The sequence below is a fragment of the Ureibacillus thermosphaericus genome (assembly GCF_002370195.2).
GTDB classification, from domain to species: domain Bacteria; phylum Bacillota; class Bacilli; order Bacillales_A; family Planococcaceae; genus Ureibacillus; species Ureibacillus thermosphaericus.
The window spans coordinates 1,212,952-1,238,190 of the sequence record NZ_AP018335.1 but is presented as its reverse complement, the minus strand read 5'-3'; the positions used below and the strand labels follow the sequence as shown (position 1 = coordinate 1,238,190).

Below are 25,239 nucleotides of genomic sequence, written 5' to 3'. Positions count from 1 at the left end.
CCTCCAATAGACATTTTGTTTAAAACATTTCTATGTCATAATAGAAGGACGAATAAATAAATAAATAAATAACTCAACTTTCGCACCTAAAAAATAAGCATTAATCATTGGTTTTATTGAAACCAGAGTTTATCAAATATATTCGTTGACAAATTTAAATAATCATGAAAAAACACCTCGTTCTTTGGTATAGTGTAATTGATGAAAAACACTACCATACAGAAGAGGTGTCCCCTATATGATAAACCAAAATAGCCAATTTAATCAACTACCAAAAGAACTTGACTCTGTTTTTTCTGAGCTTGAAATAAATAAGCATCTACGCCAAGCAGGAATTAAAAAATCGTTTGGCTTTAGCTGTTCTTACTTATTTCAACTTATTTTTTGTTTGATTTTTCAACATAGAAATTGGTTTTCCCTACTGGATTCAAAGAAAGCAGATCAATTTCCAGCTAAGGACGCTGTTTATCGTTTTTTAAACCAAGCAACGTTCAACTGGCGCCGCTTTTTATTACTATTGAGCACTTTTACCATTCGAAAAGTGGCAAGTCTTACGAATCGAACACGACCAAAAGTGTTCATTATTGATGATTCTTCCTATGATCGAAATCGCAGTAAAAAGGTCGAATTGCTCGCTCGTTGTTTTGATCATGCTTCACTTAAAATGCGCTTTTATAAAGGTTTTCGTATGCTTACTTTGGGTTGGTCAGATGGCCATACATTTATGCCAATTGACTTTTCTTTAGTCAGTTCGAGAAAGTCACAAATCAATGGTATTTCTGATCACATTGATAAACGCACATGTGGCTATAAACGTAGACAAAATGCACTTCAAACAGAGCCTGAACAGATTCCTGATATGATTAAGCGTGCATTAACGAGTGGAATCGAAGCCAGCTATGTTCTTATGGATTCTTGGTTTACCTTGCCACCACTTGTTAAAGCGATTGTCGATCAAGGATTAGATGTCATAGGGATGGTTAAAGAAACAAAACAACGCTATAACGTAAACGATAAAATGGTTTCACTAAAGCAACTTTATCGCTTAGCTGTACCTGTTCCATCCGGGAAAGGAGTTCTTCGTTCAATTCATACAACAATGGCTAACGGGACACCCGTTAAAGTGGTATTCATTCAAAATAGAAATAAGAAAAGTGAGTGGCTTGCCATCCTTAGTACCGATTGCACGCTCTCCGAACAAGAAATTGTGCGAATCTACGGAATGCGCTGGGATATCGAGGTTTTCTTTAAGACAACCAAATCCCTTTTAAAACTTGAAAAAGAGTTCCAAAGTCGTTCATATGATGCGCTTATTGCCCATACAACGATTGTATTTACACGTTTTATTGTACTCTCTTGGCAGAATCGTTGTAATACGGATGAACGAACAATTGGTGGTCTGTTTTATGAACTATGTGATGAAGTAAATGAACTTGATTGGGCTGTCGCATTGCAGCAGTTAATCGAGCTTCTTCAAGATGTAATAAAACAGACCAACAAGAAAATCAAAAAATTAATTCAAAGTCAACTAGAACAGTGGATATCCAACCTTCCTAGCTATATCAAGGCTTATTTGCCAATTTCAGTCTGCGAAAGTTGAGTAAATAAATAAATGAGGCATGAAATTGGTCACTCATTTAGTACAAACTACACTTTTAAACTGTAATCTAGAAGAGCATGACATAGATCAATATAAAGATCAGGTTAAAGAAATCCACTATCAATTGGAAAATTCTAGTAATATGACGGGGTGGATCGACTACCCTTTACAAAATCATGATGAACTTTTCAAACAAATACAAAATTTGAAAAACGAAATCTGTGCAAAAGCAGATGTTCTAGTTGTTATAGGAATTGACGGATCATTTTTAGGTGCCCGAGCGGTGCAAGATGCGTTAACTCCTTATTTTGGCATACATAAAAATGGAATTGAAGTAATATATGTTGGGCATCATATGAGCGGTGCCTATATGAAACAAATTCTTACATATCTTTCTGATAAAGAAGTATACATCAATGTCATTTCGAAATCTGGAGGTACAATGGAGCCTGCACTTGCCTTCAGAGTGTTACGTCAGTATATGGAAGAACGTTACGGTGAAGAAGCTGTTCATCGAATCATTGTCACAACGGATCCTGAAAAGGGATTGTTAAAGAAAACCGCCGATTTAGCTGGATATCGCCGTTTCGAGATTCCTCCTAATATTGGTGGTCGCTATTCGGTGTTAACCCCTGTAGGATTGCTACCTCTTGCCATTGCAGGCATTGAAATTGGCCAATTGTAACCGTCAAGTAGAATTAAACAATTTTCCACAAATAATTTTAAACAGTTTTCTACAATTAAGATTCAACAGTTTGCTAAATTAAAATAATACCTTTCTGTATTTCATACGAATGCTATCCGTTTCGTTATCGAAAGTGATAATTTCACTCCTATGTAATAAACGGTCAAGTATAGCTGTTGTTAAAGTAGGATCACCAAGAAATTTTCCCCATTCATTTGGCCCTTTATTAGAGGTTAGAATGAATGCTGCTTTATCATATAAATCATAGATAAACTGGAAAAATAGATTGGCTTCCTGAGGCTCGTAAGTCATGTACATGACATCATCAATAATAATTAAATCCGAAGCTATAATACGTTTGTAGCGTATTTTAGATTTATTGATATATTCTTTTGTTTTTAAAATATACATAAGCTGATTCATGGAGACAAAGGATACTTTGTATCCTCTCTCCACAGCGTGTATTCCTAATGCAACGGATAAATGTGTTTTTCCTGCTCCTGTTGGTCCCATCAAAATTAAAGTAAAAAATTCTTCAATCCAATTCAGTTCTTTTAATACATTTAGTTGTTTTTCACCAAGAGCTGTTTGTTCCTTCAAATCATAGGTATCAAACGTCAATATTTCTGGGAACTCTGCCCATTTCATTAATCTCTCATTATTTTTCTGCTCTCTACATCGCATCTCATAGCTTAAGATTTCATAAACCAGTTCATGATATGTCCAATTCTTTGCTTCAGCTTCACGGAGTAAATTCGGTAATTCTTTAGCCGTCTCAGCGAGGCGCAAGGTACGACATTTATCTTGTAAAATTTCATAGGGATGATGATTCATTCATTTTCACCTCCAGATAAGACTTTTAAATAAATGTCTTCGGATCGTTCTGGTGCTGATAAATCTTTATACTTCTCATTCAATTCAACGATTTTAGGTGAACTTTTTTGATATTGTACAGATAATGCATGTGCAATATCCCGAAAATCATTTGCACTGGTCATTCCAAGTTTCTTCATTTCAGATAAAGCTTCCTCACAATGATTTGGGTAAATTCTGATGGCTTGTTGTAGTACTTTGAGTTGATCCACTAAATGACGTGGATATCGTTCTTTCAATTTGTGTATTAACCATTGAATATTCTCTTTATCTATGAATGTTTCTTGAATTTGATGAATTAAAAGATCTCGTTTACTTGTGCTATGTTCCCGATGGGAGGGATCTGTAATAATCAATCCTTTTCCTTAGGATATTCGGTGCTTTGCTAACTCCATCCCAGTTTCTTTCAGTCGAATAATTAACCAACCATCCTCTTCTTGTAAATAAGCAAGATTTGGGGCATCTGCTCTATATGTTCCTTTAGGAACGCTATATCGATTTCCTTCATAACGAATAACATTGTCCTTATGGATATTTCTTGTTATACTTGGAGTTGAAACATTTGCGAAAATGTAAGTACCAGAGACTTTCTTTAAGTGTTGCTTTTCCAGGGCGTGCACTTCAGAAGGTCTCTTTTTCGTATTATGATGAACTTTATAGTTTCCTGTTCTTTTCAACCAAGCGTGGCACGATTGATTCCAATCTGAAAGATGATCGAATACTCGATTTTTGCTAAAATTATTTTTTACAAATTTCACAACCTGTTCAATTTTACCTTTTGATTCCGGATCACTCTTTCTACATAAATAAACATTAAATTTACGGGTATGATGATATTTAGTAAATTCAGCTGTAAGAATTAAATCACCTGCATTTTCACTAACTGCTAATAACGCATCTTGGTCATAGACCATTTCTTCTGGCATTCCTCCAAAGTATTCAAATGCATTTTCATGCATTCGAATCATATCGGAAGTACGAAAAGGTCGATCGAGCCATTCTACATATTTATATCTTGAATGTGATAAAACAAATGCGATAAAATACAACTTTTTATTCTCACCTTGTCTGTTTTTGACGGTAGTTTGTCCAAAATCCACTTGAGCCTGTTTTCCCATTGGTAATTCTGGAACTACACTATATGTCCTCTGAACCTTTACCTTTGGAATCCGATAGTAATCCCTCATTTCGTTTAAATAATTTCGTACAGTGTTCTCAGCGACTTCCCTGAAACCTAACTTTTCTTCCAACCAATCATAAACTTGTGCAGCAGTTAAATCAGGATGTTCCTTCAACCACCCTAGAATTTGATCATGATAAGGGTCTAGTTTCTTTTCTCTTGTACGTAATGTACTTAAAAATTCTTCAAACTCATCAGTACTCATATTCAAATAATCTATCACTCTATTTCTTGAAATATTTAGTTTTCTTGCAATAGCACTCTTGGAGAATCCCTCTTTGTATAAACGATGAATCTCGATGTAAAGCATAAATCTGTTCACTCCTAATTCCTCACTTTCAATAGACTAGTAACAGTATATTTGAAAGTGATTGATGGTGGGGAAACTGTTTAATCTTATTTGGGGAATTCTGTTGAGTTCTATTTGTGGAAAACTGTTGATTCTAGTTTAGCGTTTACACCAATTTATGGAAGGTGCTAAAAAAGCAGCATGTGAATTAAAAGATCCTGATTTAGCAAATAACCATGCTTACCAATATACTGTCATGAGAAATAAGCTCTACAACGAAGGATATAGCGTGGAATTGCTAGCCTCCTTTGAACCGTCATTAAAGAAATTCCATGAATGGTGGATGCAGTTATTTGGTGAAAGTGAAGGAAAAGAAAGAAAAGGATTGTTCCCAACATGTGTTACTTACTCTACGGATTTACATGCAATCGGACAATTCATTCAAGAGGGGAGCCCAATCTTGTTTGAAACGCTTCTTCACTTCCATGATGTTGAAGGTGATTACATCGTGCCTTATGACGAACGGAATGAAGATGGATTAAATTATTTAGCAGGCCGCTCCTTTAACGAAATCAATGCAACCTCCAAACAAGGTACTGCTCTCGCCCATGCAGAAGGTGGAGTACCAGTCATACAACTAGAAATGACAAAACTTGATGCCTACCATTTAGGCTATTTAATGTACTTCTTTATGAAATCATGTGCCATGAGTGCAAAGTTAGAAGTTAATCCTTTCGATCAACCTGGAGTGGAAGCTTATAAAAAGAAAATGCTTGAGTTATTGAATTCTTCTCAGTAAACAGAAAATTAACTTTAGAACATCTCCCTCAATGTGTTAGTAATTGCTTCAGAATGTATGAAAAAGAAAATTAACGATTTCTTTTCTACGATACATTGAGACTTTTTAACAAAAGACTTTCTTCTAAAAAGAACTAATGGTGAACCTTTCGTTAGAGCATTTGAACCCACTCACATTATAAGAACAAATATATGAAAGAGGCTATTCAGAAAGTCGATCACTTTCTGAACAGCCTTAATTCTTATAGTAATATTCTCTTAAAAACTTTGCTCCTGTGGTGGTCACATCAAAATGTCACCATCCTCGTCGCAAAAGGGGCATCTCAAATTGACTTTTCAGACGCCCCCTTGACTGCTAAACATTCCTAAACATTCCTAAACATTCATTGTTTTTTGTTTATTTCATTTCTCTGCTCACTTTTGATTCACGTTTTTTTCAATTTATGTCTTTAAATTATTGTGTTCGAAAAACTTTAATAATGTAAAGAACGCTGTTTTTTCGGTTCTATATTCTCTCTTTCTTTCCTGCCTTCAGATTTTGATTTATCAAATAGTACAATTAATGTTCTAAACTGAATGATAATATCAAGTAAAAAAGAATAGTTTCGAATATAAAATAAATCAAATCGCAATTTATCGTCCACACTCGTTGTATATTTGCCCATAATTTGGGCATAACCAGTTATCCCCGGTTTTACTGTATTCCTATATGAGTAATATTTTAAATCCTTCTCGAATTGTTCGGTAAAGTAAGCTCTCTCAGGGCGAGGTCCAACAATAGACATGTCCCCCTTCAATACATTAAATAACTGAGGTAGTTCATCTATTCTTGTTCGACGAATAAAATGACCGACTCTTGTAATTCTAGGATCATTTTCACCTGCTAAAATCGGACCTGTATTCTTTTCAGCACCTTCTACCATGGAGCGAAACTTATAAATCGTGAATTCTTTATTGTATTTCCCTAACCTCTTTTGCTTATATAAAATACTTCCAGTTGGGTCATCTAATTTAATAATAATACTGATTAATAAAAATAGGGGAGATAATACAACTAATGCTATAAATGAAGCAACAATATCGTATAGCCGTTTAACTAATTGTTGTCCTAACGATAATCCAAACGGTTTTACAGCCATTGCCATTGTATCATCAATAGTAGTAATAATCGATTGAGATAGTAATAGATCATAAAAATCTGGAATAACATAAACAATTTTTTGATTTTTTACAGATTCAAAAATAATTTTCGATTTTACTTCACTGGAAATATTAGAACCGATAATTACGTAATCAACATATTGTAGCGTTTGATAAATGCGGTCCAATGATTCTTCACTCGAAGAATATTTGACTTTCATTCTCTTTCCAAATTGAAATTTTAATTGTTCAACAATCTTTTGTTTTTCCTCAATATCCCCTACAAAAAATACAATACCAGATTTTATGGACAATAGTTGCATTATTACAAGTTTGCAACATATTAAAAATATATTAATAAAAATATAAGCTATTAATATAACAGATCGTGGCAAGGCAAATTCACGAAATAAGAATGAGGCAGCCATTGTTATTAGCATCATTAAAGTAGAAGCAATAATCACATGACGAACTATATCCCATTTACTTTTTCGATCAACAGTATACAATTCGTACATTGTAACAAAAAACAATCCAATTAATAGTATCCAAGGAGATAAAGAAAGAAATGCATCCCAGTTTCGGTGTTCAATATTCTCAAAACGAATGCGGAAAGCTAATATATATGATAAAAAAATAAATGCTAAATCTATAAATATTAAAATCAGTTTTTGACTTCGCTGATTCGTTACACTAGACAAAAAAAAACCCCCTAGTAATTTTGGCTACTACTAGGGTTATTGTAACATAAAATTTAAACTTTTTTAGATGGAAAAATCAATACTAACATATTGTCTCTATAAATAATGTTTTTTTACCGCATTCCAAGCATAATGTGAAAAATTCCATAAAGAAGGAATAAAACTTAGATTTTCTGATTCCCTATAAACTTTCCACATTTTTTTGGCAACTTTAATTTTATTACTAGATGCTGAGTTTTTTACGATTCGGTAACTAGCTAATACTTCTTGTATGCAATAAGCCTTTTCACCTTTTCTTAAAATTTTCAACCATAGTGCTGTGTCCTCTGGTTGTAAATTGGGCATAATGGGTTTTCCTAATTTTTCAGTATCTAGCATTACCGTCAAACAACCAATTGTCGTATTTTTTAATAAATCTTTATAACTAATGACTTTTGGGCACTTAACAAGTCTATTTAAATCTTTTCCATCTTCATCAATCATTCGATAATTAGAAAAGGAAAAGGCACATTGTGTGTTTTGCATAAACTGAACCTGAATTTCTAATTTGTTTGGTTCCCATAAATCATCGCTATCAAGAAAAGCTATATATTTTCCTTTTGCTAATTTAATACCATGATTTCGAGTTAAAGCCGCTTTCGAATTTTCCTTCATTCGTTCAATTTTTATACGAGAATCTTTCTTTTGTAACTCTAACAATATGTCCCAAGTATTATCTGTAGAGCAATCATCTACTATTATGTGTTCAAAGTTATCAAAAGTTTGGTTCAAAACAGACTGTACGGTTTGAATAATAAATTTCGAACTATTGTAAGTAGGTGTAATTATTGAAACTAAAGGTTGGCTCATTATTTAATCACCATTATGAAGTTTTTGATAAAGCTCAATTAATTTCTTTTTGGTCTTTTCCCAACTATATTGAGGGTAGAGTGCTTTTGCATTTAATCCTTTTTTCATTAAATCCTTCTTATTTAATTTCATAACAGTATTTTTCAAATCTGTTTCGTTATATTCAACCACATATCCGATATTTTCTTTTTCAACTAATTTATCTATAGACGTTCCATTTGCAACAATACACGGTTTCCCGCTATAAAGTGCTTCAAATAATTTATTTGGAGAAGCAATTTGGTTATGTTGATAAGCTGGATCATAGACCATGTATATCAAATCAATTTGTTGTACAACGGAAAGCACTTGAGGAAATTCGAGATATCCCAAGAAATATACATTATCATGTTTTTCAGCATAAAGCGTAATCTCTTCCTGTAATTCTCCTTTTCCCGCAATCCAAATACATACATTGTCTAATGATGTTAATTGTAATAACAAATCTATGCCGCGGTCTTTACTTAATGCACCATAATATAAAATATTAATTTTCTCCTCAGATTTTTGAATAGGATACTCCTTAATCTCTTTAGGGGGATCTATTGTATTATTAATTACAAATGTTTTCGGATGCAATTCATTAGGAATATTAATGAATCGATTTTTATCTGGTATGATAATTACATCACAAAACTTCATAATTAGTTGGCTTACTCTTGTAATTTGATTTCGAACTATCTTTGGTATGGGGCTATGGAATGTTTCTACAAAATCCGCAATATCATAAATAAACTTAAATGATAGATTTCGCTTTATTTTTTTTGCTAAGAAAACAGGAAATCCTAAATCAAAATCAATTGCATGAACGATTTGATAGTTATTCCCGTTTTTTAACAAAAATTCAATTACCTTCATGGCGAATTTTAATTTTTGGAAAGCGGTCAATATTCCTTTACCATATGGAGTCACACCACAATAAATCGTGTGAACTTTTATTCCTTCTTTAGCAAATTGTTGAACAGCCATTTGAATTACTTCTGAATTGATCCCACGGTCCCAATTCAAAATTTCCACATCATAACCTGCCTGTTTTAATGCTCTTGCAGCTCGGGGTAATCGATTTGCAATGAAGGCACTATTTTGGCATAGCAAAACTTTTGCCTGCAAGTTTATTAACCTCCATTAAATTAAAAATACTATTCCAATATAACTTTGCTTATTTATATAAAAAACAATTCACTAACGTCGCATAAATAAGTTTTGAAAATTCAGATTTTATTTTTCTGGAAAATTAGCGAAAAACGAAACACCTAAATAAAGGTAGTAAACATCCATTTTTTACCTATAGCTTAAGGCGAGTGCAACAACGACAAATCAACCTTTAAGGAACGCTCTTCCTTTCGATTTTCCGTAACCAAATGTGTGCAGATTTCCATAAAGCTGCTTTCAAATATCGACTTATTTGTAACGTACTTCGGTCACTATTCGTGTTCAACTGAGCTAACACATTTAAACAGTATACAATCATCGCTACGTATACTTGGTTGTGTACGGCTTGTTCACTGTGGCCGTAGAACTTCTTGATATTCAAGTGTTGTTTCATCCATTTGAAAAAGAGTTCAATGCCCCAACGTGACTGATAGATTTCGGCGATTTCATCTGCATCCATATCAAAACGATTCGTCCGTAAATGAAGTTCATTTCCTTTTGTATCCAACAATTTGATGAGATGGAACGCGTTTTCAGAACGATTTTGCGTGGTTCCAATCACCAGCATTTCATCGGAGAATACAGGCGAATCTTCAGGTAACGAAAATCGTTCTAACACACGGACGACAGCGTTTTTTCGTAAACGTGAAACAAAGAAATACCCATCATCCGTCATACGGTCAAATCACTCATAATCTAAGTATCCACGATCGAACACGTACAGGCATTCTTGATCATCAATGAATACCTCTAATTGACCCCGATCATGTTCGATTGCGTTTGTCAGTACGGCCTTGTCGGGATAAGAAAGTCCTTTTTCCATGAATACAAGACGCAAGTGAAGCTTCACGCCCGATTTTGTTTTTCGGAACTCTGCCCATTTGTGGTTCGTCAAATTCAGTGGCAACGTACTCGAATCAATGATTTTTAGTGGCGTTGTCAGCTTTCTTCGCTTTTGAAAATGTGTTTTCTCATGAATTTGAGCCACTAAATCAAGAAAAATCGATTGAAAGAAAACCGTTGGAATGGCGTTGATTCGTCTTCCTAATTGGGAAAAGCTAATCGATGGAAGACCTGTTGCACGTTGTAATTCTTCAGAAAAAACAGCGTCACTTAAAGCTCGCAAACTCTCGGTTTCATGTAATTGAGCGTACAACAGTCATTTCAGAAATGAAGCCATATAAAGCTTCTTTGTATAGTAATCTAATTGATAGGCTTTCACCATATCGTCAAATAAGTTGAAATGAATTGGTGAAAACCATTGTTCAAATGATGTTTTTCGTGTAAACTTATCCATAATCATAATTCCTTTATATTGGATTTGGATAGGTTTACTACCACCAAACCATTATAAAGGATTTTTTTTTTGAAAAATATAGTTACAGAAAATTCAGATTTATTATGTCTATTGATATTTTTTATGCGACACTAGTGATAAAAAATATATTTATTATTCCGAAACATAACTAATAATTTATTATAAATTCATTAAAATTTCCTTCAATCCAATAAAATAAATGATGTTTCTCATCTCTGCTTATTAATTCCACTAATAAAACTGTTATTAACGGTAAAAATAATAAAAGAAAAAATCCAGTTTAGTTATTAATTTCCTACCTTCTGCTTCCATAATTCCTCCTCAAGAATTCGGACACCACTTTTATCAAATAAAACGATATTAAGTTGTGCCCTTAATTATACCCGTCATGTAATACTAAGCAATCCATTCCAGTCATGTATAAATATATCATTTGAAAAGTTTTCACTTATTGAACAAAGCTTATTCACAACATTCTCTCTATTGTCCAATATATACTTTATTTTTTTTACCGCTTCTTCAATATTACCAAGTTTATATAAAAATAAATTATCTTCGTTTACCAAATGACTATGTATATGTGAAGCAACAATTGGCACCCCGGAATAAATTGCTTCTGCGATAGATAAACCAAAACTTTCCCCTTTTGAAGAAGAAATAAAAATTCCTTCATTAACTTTAATAATTTCTAATAAAGATGGAATTTTTTCAAAAGAAATTGGTGGTAAATATAAAAAACGATTTAATAAATTTTTCTTTTTAATTATTTTTAATAGATCTACTTCCGGTGTAATAGGTCCTGCAATTAATAAAATAAAATGATCACCTAAACGCTTTTGTAAAAGCGAAAAAATTTCAATCACTTCTTCAGTATTTTTCAACTTATCTACACGTCCAATATAGGCAATTGGAATCTTATTAAATCTTTTTACTGATTGTGTAGTTATTTCAAAAAATTCTTTTGAGACGGAGTTTCTCAATATATAAGTTTTTTCTTGTAAAGGAATGGGGATTTCATCAATAATATCTCTTTTAAATTTTTCCGATGGAACTATAATTCCTTTTAAATCCAAAGGTAATTTTTTTATATATTGTCTATTCTCGGTATAAGCAGTATGGCACTCGAAAAAAATTTTACCGTTCCCTTTCATCATTTCAAAGATTTCGGGTGTATCTATAGAATGTACTACATCATATTGTTCAGGAGAAAAATTTTCTACAATTTGCAAATAGTAGTTTAAATTGTATTTTTCAATATATTTGTTTAATAGTCTTTTTCCTCCAGAATCGTGAAGGAAAAAGACATGTTGTAACACTTGAATTTTCGATGATTTAAAGGCTTGTGATCGATTTAATAAAACTCTTTCTACGCCTCCCATTGTTGCCCACTTGTAAACATACAATACTTTATACATTTTTTGTTACTCTCCTTCATAAATTCCCTGAAGAAAATTTTTTTCTTTAACATTCCTCATCATATAATCAAATCTTTTTTCCCATGTTGAATTTTCTAAAAATTCCTCTAAAACATCGTATTTTAACGTTCCATTTAATAATTCTTCATATCGGGTTTCAATTGTATTTAAAATTTCTGTCACATTTTCACAGTGTTCTACAAGTGGATAATTTCCGATATGTGGTATCCCTGTCGAAATGGTTGGTAATCCAAAAAATAGATATTCATAGACCTTAATGGGGTCTACAGCTATAGATAACTTTGACTTTTTAAATGGAATAATACCTAAATGCCAATTTTTTACGTGTTCATGAAGTTCTCCTGGATGAACTTTACCGTAAAATTTTACATTTGAATATTTATCTAACCTTTCCTTTATTGTATCACTAATACCATAACCGATAATATGAATGAATATATCTTCTTTTCTTTCTAGAATTTCAAATATTAGATCCCAGTCAAACCATGATGGAGTTAAATGTCCAAAGTATCCAATATGGATTTTTTTATCTTTTGCCTCTTTTCTTAAAGAAATATTTTTCAATTTAGAAATATTTTCATTATATCCATTTCCGATAACAAGAATATCATTTCTAATTGTTGAGAATTTTTGTTTTAATGGTTCTGATACAGCAATTACTGCATCAGAATTAATAATTATTGCTTCTTCAATATATTGTTTATACCACGGTGCTTCTCCAACATTATAAAATTCTTCCCAATCATCCATAATATCGTAAGTGATATAAAAACCTTTTCCTCTAAAAGGAACTATAAGATTGTAAAATTGTTCTGCAGGAAAAGTAATTATAAAATGCTTTTCTCTAATTTCTAGTAATGTATCTAATTGTGCATTTAAAAAATCATATAACGGTAATTGATAAATATTATCTAAAAAACATCTGTAATTGTTACTTAGAACTTCATTTTTCTTCCATTGCCAAGCTACATAAAGAACTCCATAACCTTTTTCTGATAAATATTTTGCTAAATTTATAGTTCTTTGATTGTATAGCTCGTCAAATTCAAAGGCAGATGGAATGATGGCAAGAGCTTTAATTTTGCCGTCTCTATATTTTGCAATCAAATCATTAAATACTTTTGTAATTTCTAAGTTATTTGAATTGTGAACTGGTGGTGCTGTATTTTTATCTTTCAAAAAAGTAAAAGTCCTTGAAATAGCTTCTTTTACCCCCTTAGTTTTCGCTACATAAAAAAATTTTTTTGAATTACTTTTCAGTTTTCTAACAGCATGTACACAATTATAATATTTTCCAACTAATCGCCATGCTTTTGTATTAGTCATATTAGATAATTCTTGATTTAAAATGTTAACATTGTGTTGTAGTTGGAGATTTATGTCTTTTTCTAAGTACAAATCCTCATTTATTTTTTCTATAACTTTATTAATTTTTTCAAGTTCATTTGCTGTTTTTTCAATGGATAGACTTAAGTTTCGAATTATATAGTCTTTTTCTTCCAATTTTTTATTACACCAATTAATTGTTTCTTCATTATTTTTTATTTTTATATGAAGTTCTTGTACTTCCTTCTCTTTCTGAAAGTATTTTTTTTCGTGGAAATTTCGATTTGCAGAGAAATTATCCAAAGTTAAATTCATATTATTTACTAATGTTTTATTTGAATAAATGATAATTGCCTGTTTTCCACTCCAATGTGTACCTTCAATAAACCTGCAATCAATCTCATTAAAATAAGTTAATTGATAGTTGTTAATTTGAAATGGGAAAGTTTGATAATCAAATGTGAATAAATGTTCATCAATGCGATTCATTTCTTGAAACGGAGTCATAATAATTAAATGTTGAATAGCATTTTCAATTAAACGAGGGATAACGTTAAAAGGTTGAGCAAAGTGTTCTAAAACATTCGAGCAAATAATAATATCATACTTCTCTTTAAGGTTATTTATATCGCCAACTTCAAAGGTGACTTCGGGATAATAACTTCTTGCTCTTTTAATGGCTTCATCTGAAAAATCAATACCCACCACTTTAGAATTAGGAAAATTTTTTGATAATAAGAAAGTACCTTCACCTTCCGCACAGCCAGCATCACAAATTGAGAGCTTTTTATCTTCTATATCATTTAATATCCAAATAGGTAAATTTTTTAATAACAAGTTGATAAAAAAAGTTGTTTGTTCTCTACCTAAAAAACTCTCCCAATTAGTTTGAAATCTATTATTCCAATATTCGAGACTATTTACTTTAAAATCACTCATCTTGCTACTCCTTTATAATGGTTATTGTTTGGCTAACTGGCGGATGGAAGAAACCAAAAATCTTTTTGTTGCTAATTACTTTAAAATACTTTGCCCCTTCAATATAGTCATAATATTCTGGTTGAATATTTTCTCGATCTTCAACTGCAACAACCAATATGTAATCATCATTTCGTAAATAATTTTCGAATTCAAAGATTACTTCAACAAGATTCGTATCACTTATCGAAAAATGGTAATTATGATCATATGTCGTACTTACCATTAAATCTGTTCCTTGTTTATTTTTAATAGAAAAAGCTACACTCAGATAATTCATATTTATATTTTTTGGGACTTCAAAGATGATTTTGATAGCAACTATTTCACCATGATTAAGAACACTCGTCTTTTCACCTTTAGAGTTAAACAACTCTACATATTTAATAATCCCCACATGTGAACCCCATCGATTAATTGGGTCAAATTCTGTAACAATTTCTTTTAATTGACTTTTTCTTTCCTCTGTAGTTTCTATAATATTTTCATTATCATTCATATATCTAACGTATTCTGCAGTAACATCTAGTGTATTTCCATATTGAACAACTTTTCCTTCGTGTAGCCATAGTGCAACATCACAAAAAGTTCTAATACTTGATACATCGTGACCAACAAATAATATAGTTACTCCTTTTTCCTTTAATTCATTTAATTTCTTGAAACATTTGGCCTGGAATTTCATATCCCCCACAGCAAGTGCTTCATCAATAATCAATATTTCAGGTTCTACATTGATTGCTACAGCAAATGCTAATCTTGCAAACATTCCTGAAGAATATGTCTTAACCGGTTGATAAATATAATCTCCAATATCAGCAAAATTTAATATTTCATTCATCTTATCTTCAATTTTTTGCTTTGAATAACCCATGATTGTTCCTTGTAAATATATATTTTCAATACCGGTATATTCAAGGTTAAAACCTGCACCTAACTCCAATAATGCAGATATTTTTCCACTTACATTTACATAGCCAGATGTCGGTGTTAAAACACCTGTTAATATTTTAAGCAAAGTGGATTTTCCCGAGCCGTTTTTACCTATTATGCCGAGTGTTTGTCCTTTATTTAAAGAAAATGACACACCATTTAGAGCATAGAAATCAGTATGGTATTTTTTTCTAGTAATACTTAAGGATTCTTTCAATCTATCGGTAGGTTTATTATACAGTTTATAAACTTTTACTAAATCCTTTACTTCAACTGCAACATTATTTAAATTTGTCATTTAAATTCCCTTCTTATAAAACATCTGAAAAATGCGGTTTTAATCTTTTAAACATTATTATTCCTATTATGAGGATAAATACTGTAACTAACCAATAATATATTGAAAGCATTGGATATTCCCAAAACCATTTCTGAAAAATCAAGGTATTACGATATCCTTCTACAATATAATAAACAGGATTCAATTTTAGCCAAAATTGTATATTCTCGGGAACAATTGAAAACGACCAAAATATGGGAGTTAACCAAAAACCAAATTGTAATATGACACCAACTATTTGGCCAACGTCCCTAGAAAAAACTGCTAAAGATGAAGTTATTAATGATATACCAAAAACTAAAATTACTGATGCAACTAAAAAGTAAAAAATTTGAATGTAGTATATATTAATACCATAACCATATATTAAAAAAAGTACTATCACTGCTATCAAAAAGATAATATGTATAAAAAGTGTTGATAGAATTTTAATAAAAGGCAATAAACTTACTTTAAATACAATTTTCTTAACTAAATAACTATAATCTATAATGGAGTTTGTACCATTTGTAATTGATTCTGTAATAAAAAACCAAGGGATAATACCCGCTACTAGCCAAAGTACAAATGGTACATTTTCCACCGGTGTTAATCTAAAACCTATTTGAAAAACGAACCAATAAGTAAGTATCAAAATAACAGGGTTTACAAATGCCCAAAACATTCCCAAATACGAACCCAAATACTTTACTTTAAAATCATTTTTTGCCAATTGAAATATTAAATTTCTATCTTTTATTAAACCTATGATGTAATTCATATACGAATTAACCTTTCTGAACTAAATTTTTTTTGGTAAGTGATTTTTTTACTTTCTCTAACTTATTTAACTCTTGAGTTTATTCAATAAACTCTTTTTCTTAAATAGAGAATATTTTAATAAGTTTGGATTTCTTCTTTGTTTATTTCTGAAAGTAATAGCCCCACAAATATTCCTATAGTTATCCATGCAACACCAGATATACCAGGTAGCGAATCATTAAACATTCCCTGAACGAAATAACCCAGCGATGCTATTCCCAGTATAAAATATTGTATATCAACTTTTTTGATAAAAGCTTTAATTAAATATATCATGGTTGTTGCAAATACTAGAATTAACGAAATAAATCCAACTAAACCTGTACCATATAAAATTCCTACAAATATATTATGGGGTTTATCAACAATTTGATTTTCATCAAATAACCCCGCTCTTGCATCAATATTATAATGTGGAAAATTATACATTAACGAATCTAAGCCATAACCTAAAAGAAGTCGATCTTTTAATAAATCAAAAGTTTTTTCCCAAATATAGACGCGGCCAGTACCAGCTGCTACTGCACGCTCTGGTAACTCCGGTAATTCGAAGGTACGATCTGATGCGTAAACTCTATTAATCAATTCAAAATTTGTAGTTGATTGTGATGCTGATTCTTCTTCATATGGGTTTTTATCTATAAGAAAACCAAATGATTCAGCCCATACTTTAGGATTTTCTTTAGATAGGAAATGAAGTGTTCCTCCTGATAATACTAAAAATATAGTTAGTATTATAATACCTTTTAATTTATTATCTAATCTAAAAAGGATAATAACTATTGGTAAAAATAGAATTAGAACAGTTACAAATCCACTAGTCGATATTGACATAAACATTATAGCAATAGATAACACTGCAACTACTGTATTGATTATACTATATAACCAATTTTCACCAACTAATGCGGCTGCCAAAAATATTACTGTCATTATAGCAAACATACCGCTCATATAGTTCCATTGGTTTAATGTACCAACTAACTGTGCGCCTTCAGCTAAATTAGCTCCTTCAGGTAAAAATACAGTTACAAGTTTTTTCACCCATTCCTTTTGCATTAAATCGTTACCTGTAAAGTTCATTGTAATGATAATAAAATTAATAAATACAAAAGGATAGAGTGAATATATAATTTTATTTACTGCATTTTTTGGGTAATTAATATTCATGGCAATAAACATTAATGCAATATAGCACAACCAGCTAATCGCACCATCACTTCTGTTATATTGTCCAGCTAAAGCAATAGATATGTTCGGTGAAAATATTGTTGAAATCACAATTGAAATTGCAAATAGACCCAAAATATAATTCAATACAGTTTTTCGAATTGTACCATTCATAAAAAATAATTTGATTAGTAATAAAATGGCTGAAACAATCGTAATAATTAAAATTAATAAAAACTTATAATAAGTAAAGATGTCGCCTTTTGTTCCAGAAAAAAGAAGACTAATATTGGATACTTGAGGACTAATTACTTCTCTAACGTGAGCCAATACAATTATAGGCATAAAACCAATCAAAATAAGTAACAATCTAAATATCCATTTATCTATATTTGCCCTTGATACTCGATTTTCTTCTTCATCTACTAATATATTTATTTGTCGATCTTCTCCATAAAATAAAGTCATATGTATACCTACCTTACTATTGATTTTGAATTGAAGTAAGCAATTCAGAAACTTTTTCTTGGTATTTTGGTAATTCTTCTGGTTCCCATCCCATCTCTTTACAATGATTTAAAACAACTTTTGCATCTTCATAACGCTCTGCTTGATAAAACACTTCCCCTAATTGAAGCATAAATATAGGATCTTCTACTTTATACGGATTAATATCAAGTGTTTTTTGTAACAATATTGCAGCCTTACTGTATTCCTTATTGATTGCAGTAATTAATCCTCCCATGTGGTTTACTGCCTCTGAATTAGGTTGAGTTTTTAATAATTCATTGATATAAACCAAAGCTTCTTCATAATTCCCACTATTATACATTTGTTGCACCTGATCATACAATAATTCATTTTTTATAAACTCTTGATCTTGTTTTTTTGCCATTACATTGGCTGTAATTAAACCAACGATAATGAACCCAATCATTCCTAACAATATGTATTTTCTATGAGATTCTCTTAATTTCATATTCTCATTCCTTTTATCATTTTTCATTACAGTTAATACCTAAATTATTATACACTATTTAATTATATATTGCTTTAGTATCATTTACATATTATTGCCACCTAAATCCTTATAGTAACGATTAGTTTTTATTCAACCTTTATTCTTTAGGAATAAAAAAAGAGAACCATTTCATTTTGTGAATATAAAACTCACAAACGATGTTTCTCTAGTATTATTATACATTAAATTTTAATACTTTACTATTAACACATGTTATTAATTATTTTCTACTCCTTGTATAATGCCGTTTAGCGATACAGTTCAGCAGAGTGTTTTCATTTTACTTTTTAAAAAAATTAGTTCTAGTTTATATGGCTCTATAATATTTGGTGTTGGTGAGTAAAAACCAGCACCAATTTTTTTGAACAAAAAAATGAGACAGTGACAAAACTCTGGTAAAATGTAATCGACCAAAACCACATTTACAAGGAGTGATGTCACATGTCTCATCATTATTCTATACGTAATTTATTAAATATTAAAGATAAAAATATCACATTTGATGAAAATTTTTGTGCAGAAGAACTCATTAAAGGGGTCCAATCAAAAGTCTTTTATGGCCAATTAACTTACCAACCAAAAGCGTGCTATGCTTGTGGACATGTCTTCGATGATCAAATCATTAAACACGGTTTTAAAACGTCTCTCATTAAAATGCCTAGCATTTCAGGTTTTCATACCTACTTAAAATTGCGTAAACAGCGTTATTTCTGTAAACATTGTCATTCCACGTTTACTTTAAAAACGAGCGTCGTGGCTAAAAGCAGTTGTATTTCCAACAATACCAAAGAATCAATTGCTTTAAACGCCAAAGATAAAATATCCGAAAAAGATATTGCGATGAAACATCATGTTTCTCATGCCACTGTCAGTCGTGTCATTGACAGCTTTTATAGCTACTATCAACCAAATGTTCACTACCTTCCAAAGCATTTGTGTTTTGATGAGTTTAAATCAGTGAAATCCGCAGCTGGAGCGATGTCCTTTATTTTCTGCGACTCTGAAACGGGGGAGATTGTGGATATCGTGGAGGACCGGAGATTACATGTCCTCAAAGAGTATTTCTTACGGTATTCCAAGAAGGTGAGAGATGCGGTAAAAACGATTGTCATCGATATGTACAGCCCTTATATTTCCTTAATTCACGAAGTTTTCCCTAAAGCGGAAATCGCACTCGACAAATTCCATATCCTCCAACTATTTAGCAGAGCTTTAAACAAAACGCGCATCAACGTCATGAATCGGGATAAAAAGAATTACAATAAATTGAAAACATACTGGAAGCTCCTTCTGAAAGATCAAACAAAACTTGATTATAAGAACTATACATATCATCGTTGCTTTAAAAAGCATATGTGTGAGGTGGAGATTCTCCACTATCTCATTGATTTAGATTCTGAATTAAAAGCGTCCTATGAGTTATATCAATACGTGCAACATTGCATCAAAACCAAAGACTTTGAGCTCTTGAAGAAAACCTTGGCGAATAAACAGAACAGCGTTTCCAGCTATATGAAAACCGCCATCAAGACAATCAACAAATACATCAATTACGTCGAGAATACGCTAAAGTACGATTATAATAACGGCATTTTAGAGGGGATTCATAACAAAATCAAAGTGATTAAACGCATTTCTTTCGGTTATCGATCCTTCTATCACTTTAGAAACCGAATATTCATTACCCAAAACTTAGCGAAAATAAAAACAGCTTAGGGGAATCTCGAATTTCCCCTAAGCCATCCGATTACATATTACCAAATAATGTCACTAAAATTTATTCACCAACACCATTTGACAAAGAACCGTTTATATTCACGAACACTAAAACTAATAAAACCGATCTAGAGTACTAGATCGGTTTTTTGAATTAGTTTATTATTTAATAACTTTAACACGTAGAGATTTGCTTACGCCATCTACTTTAATAGTTACAGTGAAGTAGTCACCCACACTTAGAGCTGGAGTTCCTCCAATTACTACATCATGGCGACCGTTATTTTTCACTTTAACATTATCATTTTGAGTAAATACATCAGAAATTGTTAAAGTTACGTCACTTCCAGTGTAAGTTGCATCGCTAGAATCATGAGTAAATTTAACTCTACCATTTGTAATATCATCTACAGTTACTTTTTTACCATACTGGTCTTTAATTTCAAATACATGTTTATCTAGTTCTTCTAAAATTTGTTCACCAGTGATAGCGTTTGTGCTTGTTAATTTTACTTCTAAGATTTCTAAATCTTTTTCACTGATAGAGTTGCTGTCTTTTAATTTGATGCTAGCAGCTTTACCAGGTGCTTCAGAAACTACTAATTTATGAAGAATCTCTTCACCTGTAGCGTTGATTACAACACGTACTCCTGTTTCGATATTTTGATAACCAGCAGCATTAAATGCATCTTTTAATGCTTTTGAATCTGCATCAGCATATACATCAATTACATCTGAAGTAGTAGCTGATGTAGAGTATTTTGGTTTTAAGTAGTCACCAGGTAATACTTGGAAAGCTCCAGGGATATCTGTAATTTCTACTTCAACTCCGTTTGATAACACACCGTAAACTTCAATTCCTGCAGTATCAGTAGATGTTTTGCCATATACATAGCCATCGCTCTTAACTTTGTATGAAGTGAAGTCATCATCTTCTACTGCACGGAATGTAATAGAAACTCTATCTGTTACATTTTTATTGCTTTCAGTTAAATCTTTAGCAGTTAATTGTAATTCGAAAGTACCGCTACCTTTCTTACCACGGTCAGTAGCTTTAACTTCAAATGTTAATTTGTCAGATGTATTTGTAATTGTACCACTTGCTTGAATAATACCATTTTCAGTATTTAGAAGTTCAATTTTGAAGTTAGGATCATTTGCAAGTTTAGCATTATCATCGAAGATACGTCCATATTGGTCTTCAATGATTAAGTCTTTTAATTTAATTTCAGCTTTTCCATCTTGGTGGAAGTATGTGTCAGCTTTATCTTTAACACCAATAATTTTTGCAGCATATGCATCTGGTTGGATTTTTAATGTGATTTCTGAATCTTGATCGTATTTTTCTACTGTTACCTCAATATCTACTTCTTCTACTCTTGGTTTAGAAGTGTTATATTTATTAGATACAGTTTTAAACTCTAGATATAATTGACCGTTTTCTTCAACGAATTGGAATCCTTTATCTCCATTAACAATACGTTTATCAGATGCTTTGAATGTAATTCCGTTATCACGGTCACCGATTTTTTTGTTTAATTCTGCTGCATTTTTAATAACTTCACCATTGATGTCAGTTGCAATTACAGGAAGTTTTACGATTTCATCTCCAGCAACTACTTCAGATGGAGCTAATAGTTCAATTTTGTGTACTTCTGAGCTTGCTTCTACTTTGTAAACTTTTGTTGTAACTTCTCCTGTTGCTCTTGCTCTAACTTCAACAGTGTTTTCACCAGCTTCAATACGTTTTGCATCGCGGTGTGCTACTTTTAATGCGAAGTAGTATTTACCATCTACGTTTTTTACTTCAATTTTTTCTTCGTCTTCTAATTCGAAGATGTCTCTGTCAGATACTCTTACTCGAAGACCTCGTTGTACTTCATCTAGGATTGTAGTATCATTTGTTGAAGCTTGAGATTTAGTAGATTTTGCAAATTCAGGATCGATTTCCACACCATATTGATCTTTTACTTTGAATAATAAGTAGAATTCTTCTTTATCATTTGCAACATCTTCTAGATTTTTCGTAGTAAGTGCTTTGCCGCTTGCATTATAAATGTCTAATAATTCAACTGAACCTGGCTCTGCGATATCAGAAAGAACAACATCTTGATAAGCGTGTAACTCGTAGTCACCGTTTTCGTAAGTGAATTCAACGCTACCTTCTTCGCCTTCTTTTTCGCGCTCTTCAACCCAAGTTATAACTCTACCATTTTTAACTTCAGTATCTAAGCCGCTACCTTTGCTAGCAGTACGAATTCCTCTTACTTTAGGATCTTCATAACGAGATTCAATTACGTTTTTCGTAATGTCTTCTCCGTATTGGTTATATGCAGCAAATGCAATAACAGCTTGTTTATATACACGATCTCCGTCTTTTGCTTCACGACCTGTAAGAACTAATTTGTTAGATAAGAATTCAATTTTTGTAACTTCTTCTTTTGTAGTAGTTACAGATTTAGTTAAGTCTTTTTCACCAAGTCCGCTAACTGTTAAAGTGTAAGTTGCATCAGCGAATTTGTGGTCTACAGTGATAACAGCTTCAGTTTTAGCATCATTCCAGTCAACGTCTTTAACAGTAATTGCAGTTGTTCCACGAGCTACAGCAAATTTAGCAGCTTCTGTGTCAACAGCTTTGTTGAATTTCACTGTTAATTGGCTAACACCAGTAGCTGTTAAAGATTCGATTTGAACTTCAGCTGGAGTTGCTGGGTTTCCGCCTTTGATAGAGATGCTTAAGAATTTAGCGAATTGACCGCGAGTTACAGCATCAGCTGGACGGAAGTTTTCAACTGTAGTGATTTTAAGATCAGCTAAAGCTTGGATGTATGGACGGAATTCAGCGAATGCTTTATCTAAGTCAGCAACTTTTACGTCTTCGATTTCAGCAGCAAGATCGATTAAAGATTTGCCGTTGATTTTTTCGTAAGCGTTGTTTAAAACTTTAGCCATTTGTTGGCGTTGGATGTTTTGTGTATAGTTAAGTTTACCGTTAGAACCAGTGAATACACCAGCGTCTTTTACAAGAGCAGCGTATTTAACTAATTCTTGGTCTTGAGCTGTTACAGGAACATCGCTGAAGCGTTGAACTGTTGCCCAGTCAGCTGGAACTTCAACACCGTTAGCTTCTAAGTAACGACCTAACATTTTTACTACGTCGCTACGTTTTAATTGTTTGTGAAGACCGAATGTACCATCTGGATAACCTTTGATGATACCAGCTTCTACTAATTCATCGATATATTGTTTGAATTCGTGGTCGCCAGGAACATCAGTGAATGATGCAGCTGAAGCAACCGGTACGATAGCAGATGCTACAAGTGTAGCTGTTGCAGCTGTTGCTACAAACTTTTTGTATTTCTTTGGTTGGTTAGCCATAGAAAGATTTCCTCCTCTAATTCAATTAATATTTTTAGTTATCCTCACAAAATATGAGAACATAAACTATTACACATAAAAGTTTAGTAGTATACGAATGGCTTGTCAATCATTTTTTAGTAACATTTCCATTAGTTTCACATGACTGTTACATTCGTAAAAAGGATAACTAAGAATCTCTTATATTATGACATAAATCGTTTGTAAAAAACAACCTTATTAAGCAAATATGTTTTAATTTTTCTACATTTTTTCAATACTACTACTGTAATCTCTAAATTTTTTACAATGATTAGATTATTTTGGATGTTAGTTAACTATTTTGTTTACTTTTAATTACATTGTGTTAATTCCTTTTACCCCGAATCAATATATTGATTGGATATTAGATTTATGACCACTAATTTTAATTTTTTCACAGTAATAAAGATCTCATCCGTGTCGCATAGATATAAAAAGAAGACCCCAGCATCTTTATGCTGAGGCCTTCTTTTTGGGCTACCAACCGTTTTTTCCTTGCAGGGAAAATGTATTGCTCTATATCGTAGAGGAAATCTTACTACTTCTTACAGTTTAACACCTTCACTGTAAATACACAATAAAATATTACAAAGATTACAAAATAATTTTCAATTGCATGATTTTGGCGCATCGAGGGAAATCTTGCTAATTTCGTTTTGTGTTTCGTACAACTTCAAGAAGAAATTTTGGCAATGCCATTTGTCTTTTAATACGTTTCGGTTCCATCATTAAACGATAAAACCATTCGAGTCCAACTTTTTGGAAAGCTTTTGGTGCTCGTTTCACATTCCCTGCAAGCACGTCAAAGGAGCCTCCTACTCCTTGATAGATTGTTGGGTATAATTGGTCGCGATTTGCATTAATCCAATTTTCCTGTTTTGGGCTCCCCATTGCGACAAATAAAATATCAGGTTTTGCTTCATTTATTTTGGCAATCACTTTTTCATTGTCAGTTTCATATCCGTGTTGAATACCGGCAATTTGAATACCAGGATATAGTGCTTTCAGTTTTTCAGCAGCTGATGCTGCTACACCTGGTTTCCCCCCATACAAGAAGATCGGTTTTTGTTTTGTTGCCGCTTCTTCGCAAAGCCGCATCATTAAATCGACACCTGTAACTCTTTCAGAGATTTGACCTTTTTGAATTTTGGAAGCTAAAATAACCCCAATTCCATCAGGGATTTGGAATTCCGCTTCGTTTAATAATTTTTTTAATGCAGGATCTTCTTTTGCTTTCATGATTTTTTCAGGGTTGATTGCGACAATGAGTGATTTTTCTTTCCGTTCAATGCGTTGAAATATTTGTTCGATTAGTTCATCGTAGTTTTCTGTGTTAACTTGTATCCCTAATACGGTTTCTTTCATCTTCGTTCATCCATTCAATTTTGTTGTTTCATTCCGTTAACCATCATACCAAAAATTTTGCGAATGTACAGAAAGCCCAGATTAAAAAAAGATGATAAAAACATGACAAAGTTTTTACCATCTAGAAATT

At 32.1% G+C, this 25,239-nt stretch carries 18 protein-coding genes and 1 pseudogene; 4 read left to right on the top strand and 15 right to left on the bottom strand.

Going from position 1 to position 25,239, the window contains the following annotated elements; genetic code table 11:
- The first annotated feature begins 238 nt into the window (after positions 1–238).
- Both UtA1_RS05995 and UtA1_RS05990 read left to right on the top strand, forming a co-directional pair.
- Complete coding sequence (locus UtA1_RS05995; protein WP_096549894.1) at positions 239–1,600, top strand: IS4 family transposase; 1,362 nt, start codon at positions 239–241, stop codon at positions 1,598–1,600.
- 25 nt (positions 1,601–1,625) lie between these two features.
- Positions 1,626–2,285 carry a glucose-6-phosphate isomerase gene (locus tag UtA1_RS05990; RefSeq protein ID WP_126434563.1) on the top strand — a complete coding sequence of 220 codons (660 nt, stop codon included), beginning with the start codon at positions 1,626–1,628 and terminating at the stop codon, positions 2,283–2,285.
- A gap of 78 nt (positions 2,286–2,363) precedes the next feature.
- Here UtA1_RS05990 and istB read toward each other — a convergent pair whose 3' ends face one another.
- The 3 genes from istB to istA are packed head-to-tail and all read right to left on the bottom strand — an operon-like array spanning position 2,364 to position 4,648.
- Positions 2,364–3,119, bottom strand: coding sequence for an IS21-like element helper ATPase IstB (gene istB, locus UtA1_RS05985; RefSeq protein WP_096550366.1), 756 nt, complete (start codon positions 3,117–3,119; stop codon positions 2,364–2,366).
- Positions 3,116–3,514: a hypothetical protein gene (locus tag UtA1_RS17630; RefSeq protein WP_232019834.1), complete on the bottom strand. Its 399-nt coding sequence runs from the start codon at positions 3,512–3,514 to the stop codon at positions 3,116–3,118. The genes istB and UtA1_RS17630 overlap by 4 nt, the downstream gene beginning before the upstream one ends.
- Positions 3,515–3,523: 9 nt before the next feature.
- Positions 3,524–4,648, bottom strand: a complete 1,125-nt coding sequence (istA, locus tag UtA1_RS05980; RefSeq protein ID WP_232019835.1) for an IS21 family transposase — start codon at positions 4,646–4,648, stop codon at positions 3,524–3,526.
- Positions 4,649–4,805: 157 nt separating this feature from the next.
- Between istA and UtA1_RS05975 the strand changes: the two genes are divergently transcribed.
- Positions 4,806–5,426, top strand: coding sequence for a glucose-6-phosphate isomerase (locus UtA1_RS05975; RefSeq protein ID WP_197722748.1), 621 nt, complete (start codon positions 4,806–4,808; stop codon positions 5,424–5,426).
- 472 nt (positions 5,427–5,898) lie between these two features.
- On the opposite strand, the gene UtA1_RS05970 is transcribed toward UtA1_RS05975, so the two are convergent.
- From UtA1_RS05970 to UtA1_RS05925, 10 genes and pseudogenes are all read right to left on the bottom strand, one after another.
- Positions 5,899–7,266, bottom strand: coding sequence for a sugar transferase (locus UtA1_RS05970; protein WP_096550365.1), 1,368 nt, complete (start codon positions 7,264–7,266; stop codon positions 5,899–5,901).
- A 96-nt stretch (positions 7,267–7,362) separates the two neighbouring features.
- Positions 7,363–8,115 (bottom strand): glycosyltransferase family 2 protein, encoded by a 753-nt coding sequence (locus UtA1_RS05965; protein WP_096550364.1) that lies wholly within the window; start codon positions 8,113–8,115, stop codon positions 7,363–7,365.
- 3 nt (positions 8,116–8,118) lie between these two features.
- On the bottom strand, positions 8,119–9,264 hold the full coding sequence (locus tag UtA1_RS05960; RefSeq protein WP_096550363.1) for a glycosyltransferase: 1,146 nt from the start codon (positions 9,262–9,264) through the stop codon (positions 8,119–8,121).
- A 214-nt stretch (positions 9,265–9,478) separates the two neighbouring features.
- A pseudogene (locus tag UtA1_RS05955) lies at positions 9,479–10,603 on the bottom strand (IS4 family transposase).
- 407 nt (positions 10,604–11,010) lie between these two features.
- Positions 11,011–12,039, bottom strand: a complete 1,029-nt coding sequence (locus tag UtA1_RS05950; RefSeq protein WP_096550362.1) for a glycosyltransferase family 4 protein — start codon at positions 12,037–12,039, stop codon at positions 11,011–11,013.
- Between the two features lie 6 nt (positions 12,040–12,045).
- Complete coding sequence (locus UtA1_RS05945; RefSeq protein WP_096550361.1) at positions 12,046–14,325, bottom strand: methyltransferase domain-containing protein; 2,280 nt, start codon at positions 14,323–14,325, stop codon at positions 12,046–12,048.
- Between the two features lie 4 nt (positions 14,326–14,329).
- A complete protein-coding gene (locus UtA1_RS05940; protein WP_096550360.1) occupies positions 14,330–15,595 on the bottom strand; it encodes an ABC transporter ATP-binding protein in 1,266 nt (421 codons plus the stop codon).
- 13 nt (positions 15,596–15,608) lie between these two features.
- Positions 15,609–16,397, bottom strand: coding sequence for an ABC transporter permease (locus UtA1_RS05935; protein WP_096550359.1), 789 nt, complete (start codon positions 16,395–16,397; stop codon positions 15,609–15,611).
- 116 nt (positions 16,398–16,513) lie between these two features.
- On the bottom strand, positions 16,514–18,076 hold the full coding sequence (locus UtA1_RS05930) for an O-antigen ligase family protein (RefSeq protein WP_096550358.1): 1,563 nt from the start codon (positions 18,074–18,076) through the stop codon (positions 16,514–16,516).
- A gap of 16 nt (positions 18,077–18,092) precedes the next feature.
- Positions 18,093–18,587 (bottom strand): tetratricopeptide repeat protein, encoded by a 495-nt coding sequence (locus tag UtA1_RS05925; RefSeq protein ID WP_096550357.1) that lies wholly within the window; start codon positions 18,585–18,587, stop codon positions 18,093–18,095.
- Positions 18,588–19,070: 483 nt separating this feature from the next.
- Here UtA1_RS05925 and UtA1_RS05920 point away from each other — a divergent pair, with 483 nt between their 5' ends.
- Entirely contained in the window at positions 19,071–20,345 is a 1,275-nt protein-coding gene (locus UtA1_RS05920) for an ISL3 family transposase (RefSeq protein ID WP_096550356.1), read from the top strand.
- 162 nt (positions 20,346–20,507) lie between these two features.
- Here the strand turns inward: UtA1_RS05920 and UtA1_RS05915 are convergent, their stop codons facing one another.
- Both UtA1_RS05915 and UtA1_RS05910 read right to left on the bottom strand, forming a co-directional pair.
- The gene (locus UtA1_RS05915; protein ID WP_096550355.1) at positions 20,508–23,723 is read right to left on the bottom strand and encodes an S-layer homology domain-containing protein; all 3,216 of its coding nucleotides are present in this window, start codon (positions 23,721–23,723) and stop codon (positions 20,508–20,510) included.
- A gap of 666 nt (positions 23,724–24,389) precedes the next feature.
- On the bottom strand, positions 24,390–25,109 hold the full coding sequence (locus UtA1_RS05910) for a WecB/TagA/CpsF family glycosyltransferase (RefSeq protein WP_096550354.1): 720 nt from the start codon (positions 25,107–25,109) through the stop codon (positions 24,390–24,392).
- Between the last annotated feature and the right edge of the window lie 130 nt (positions 25,110–25,239).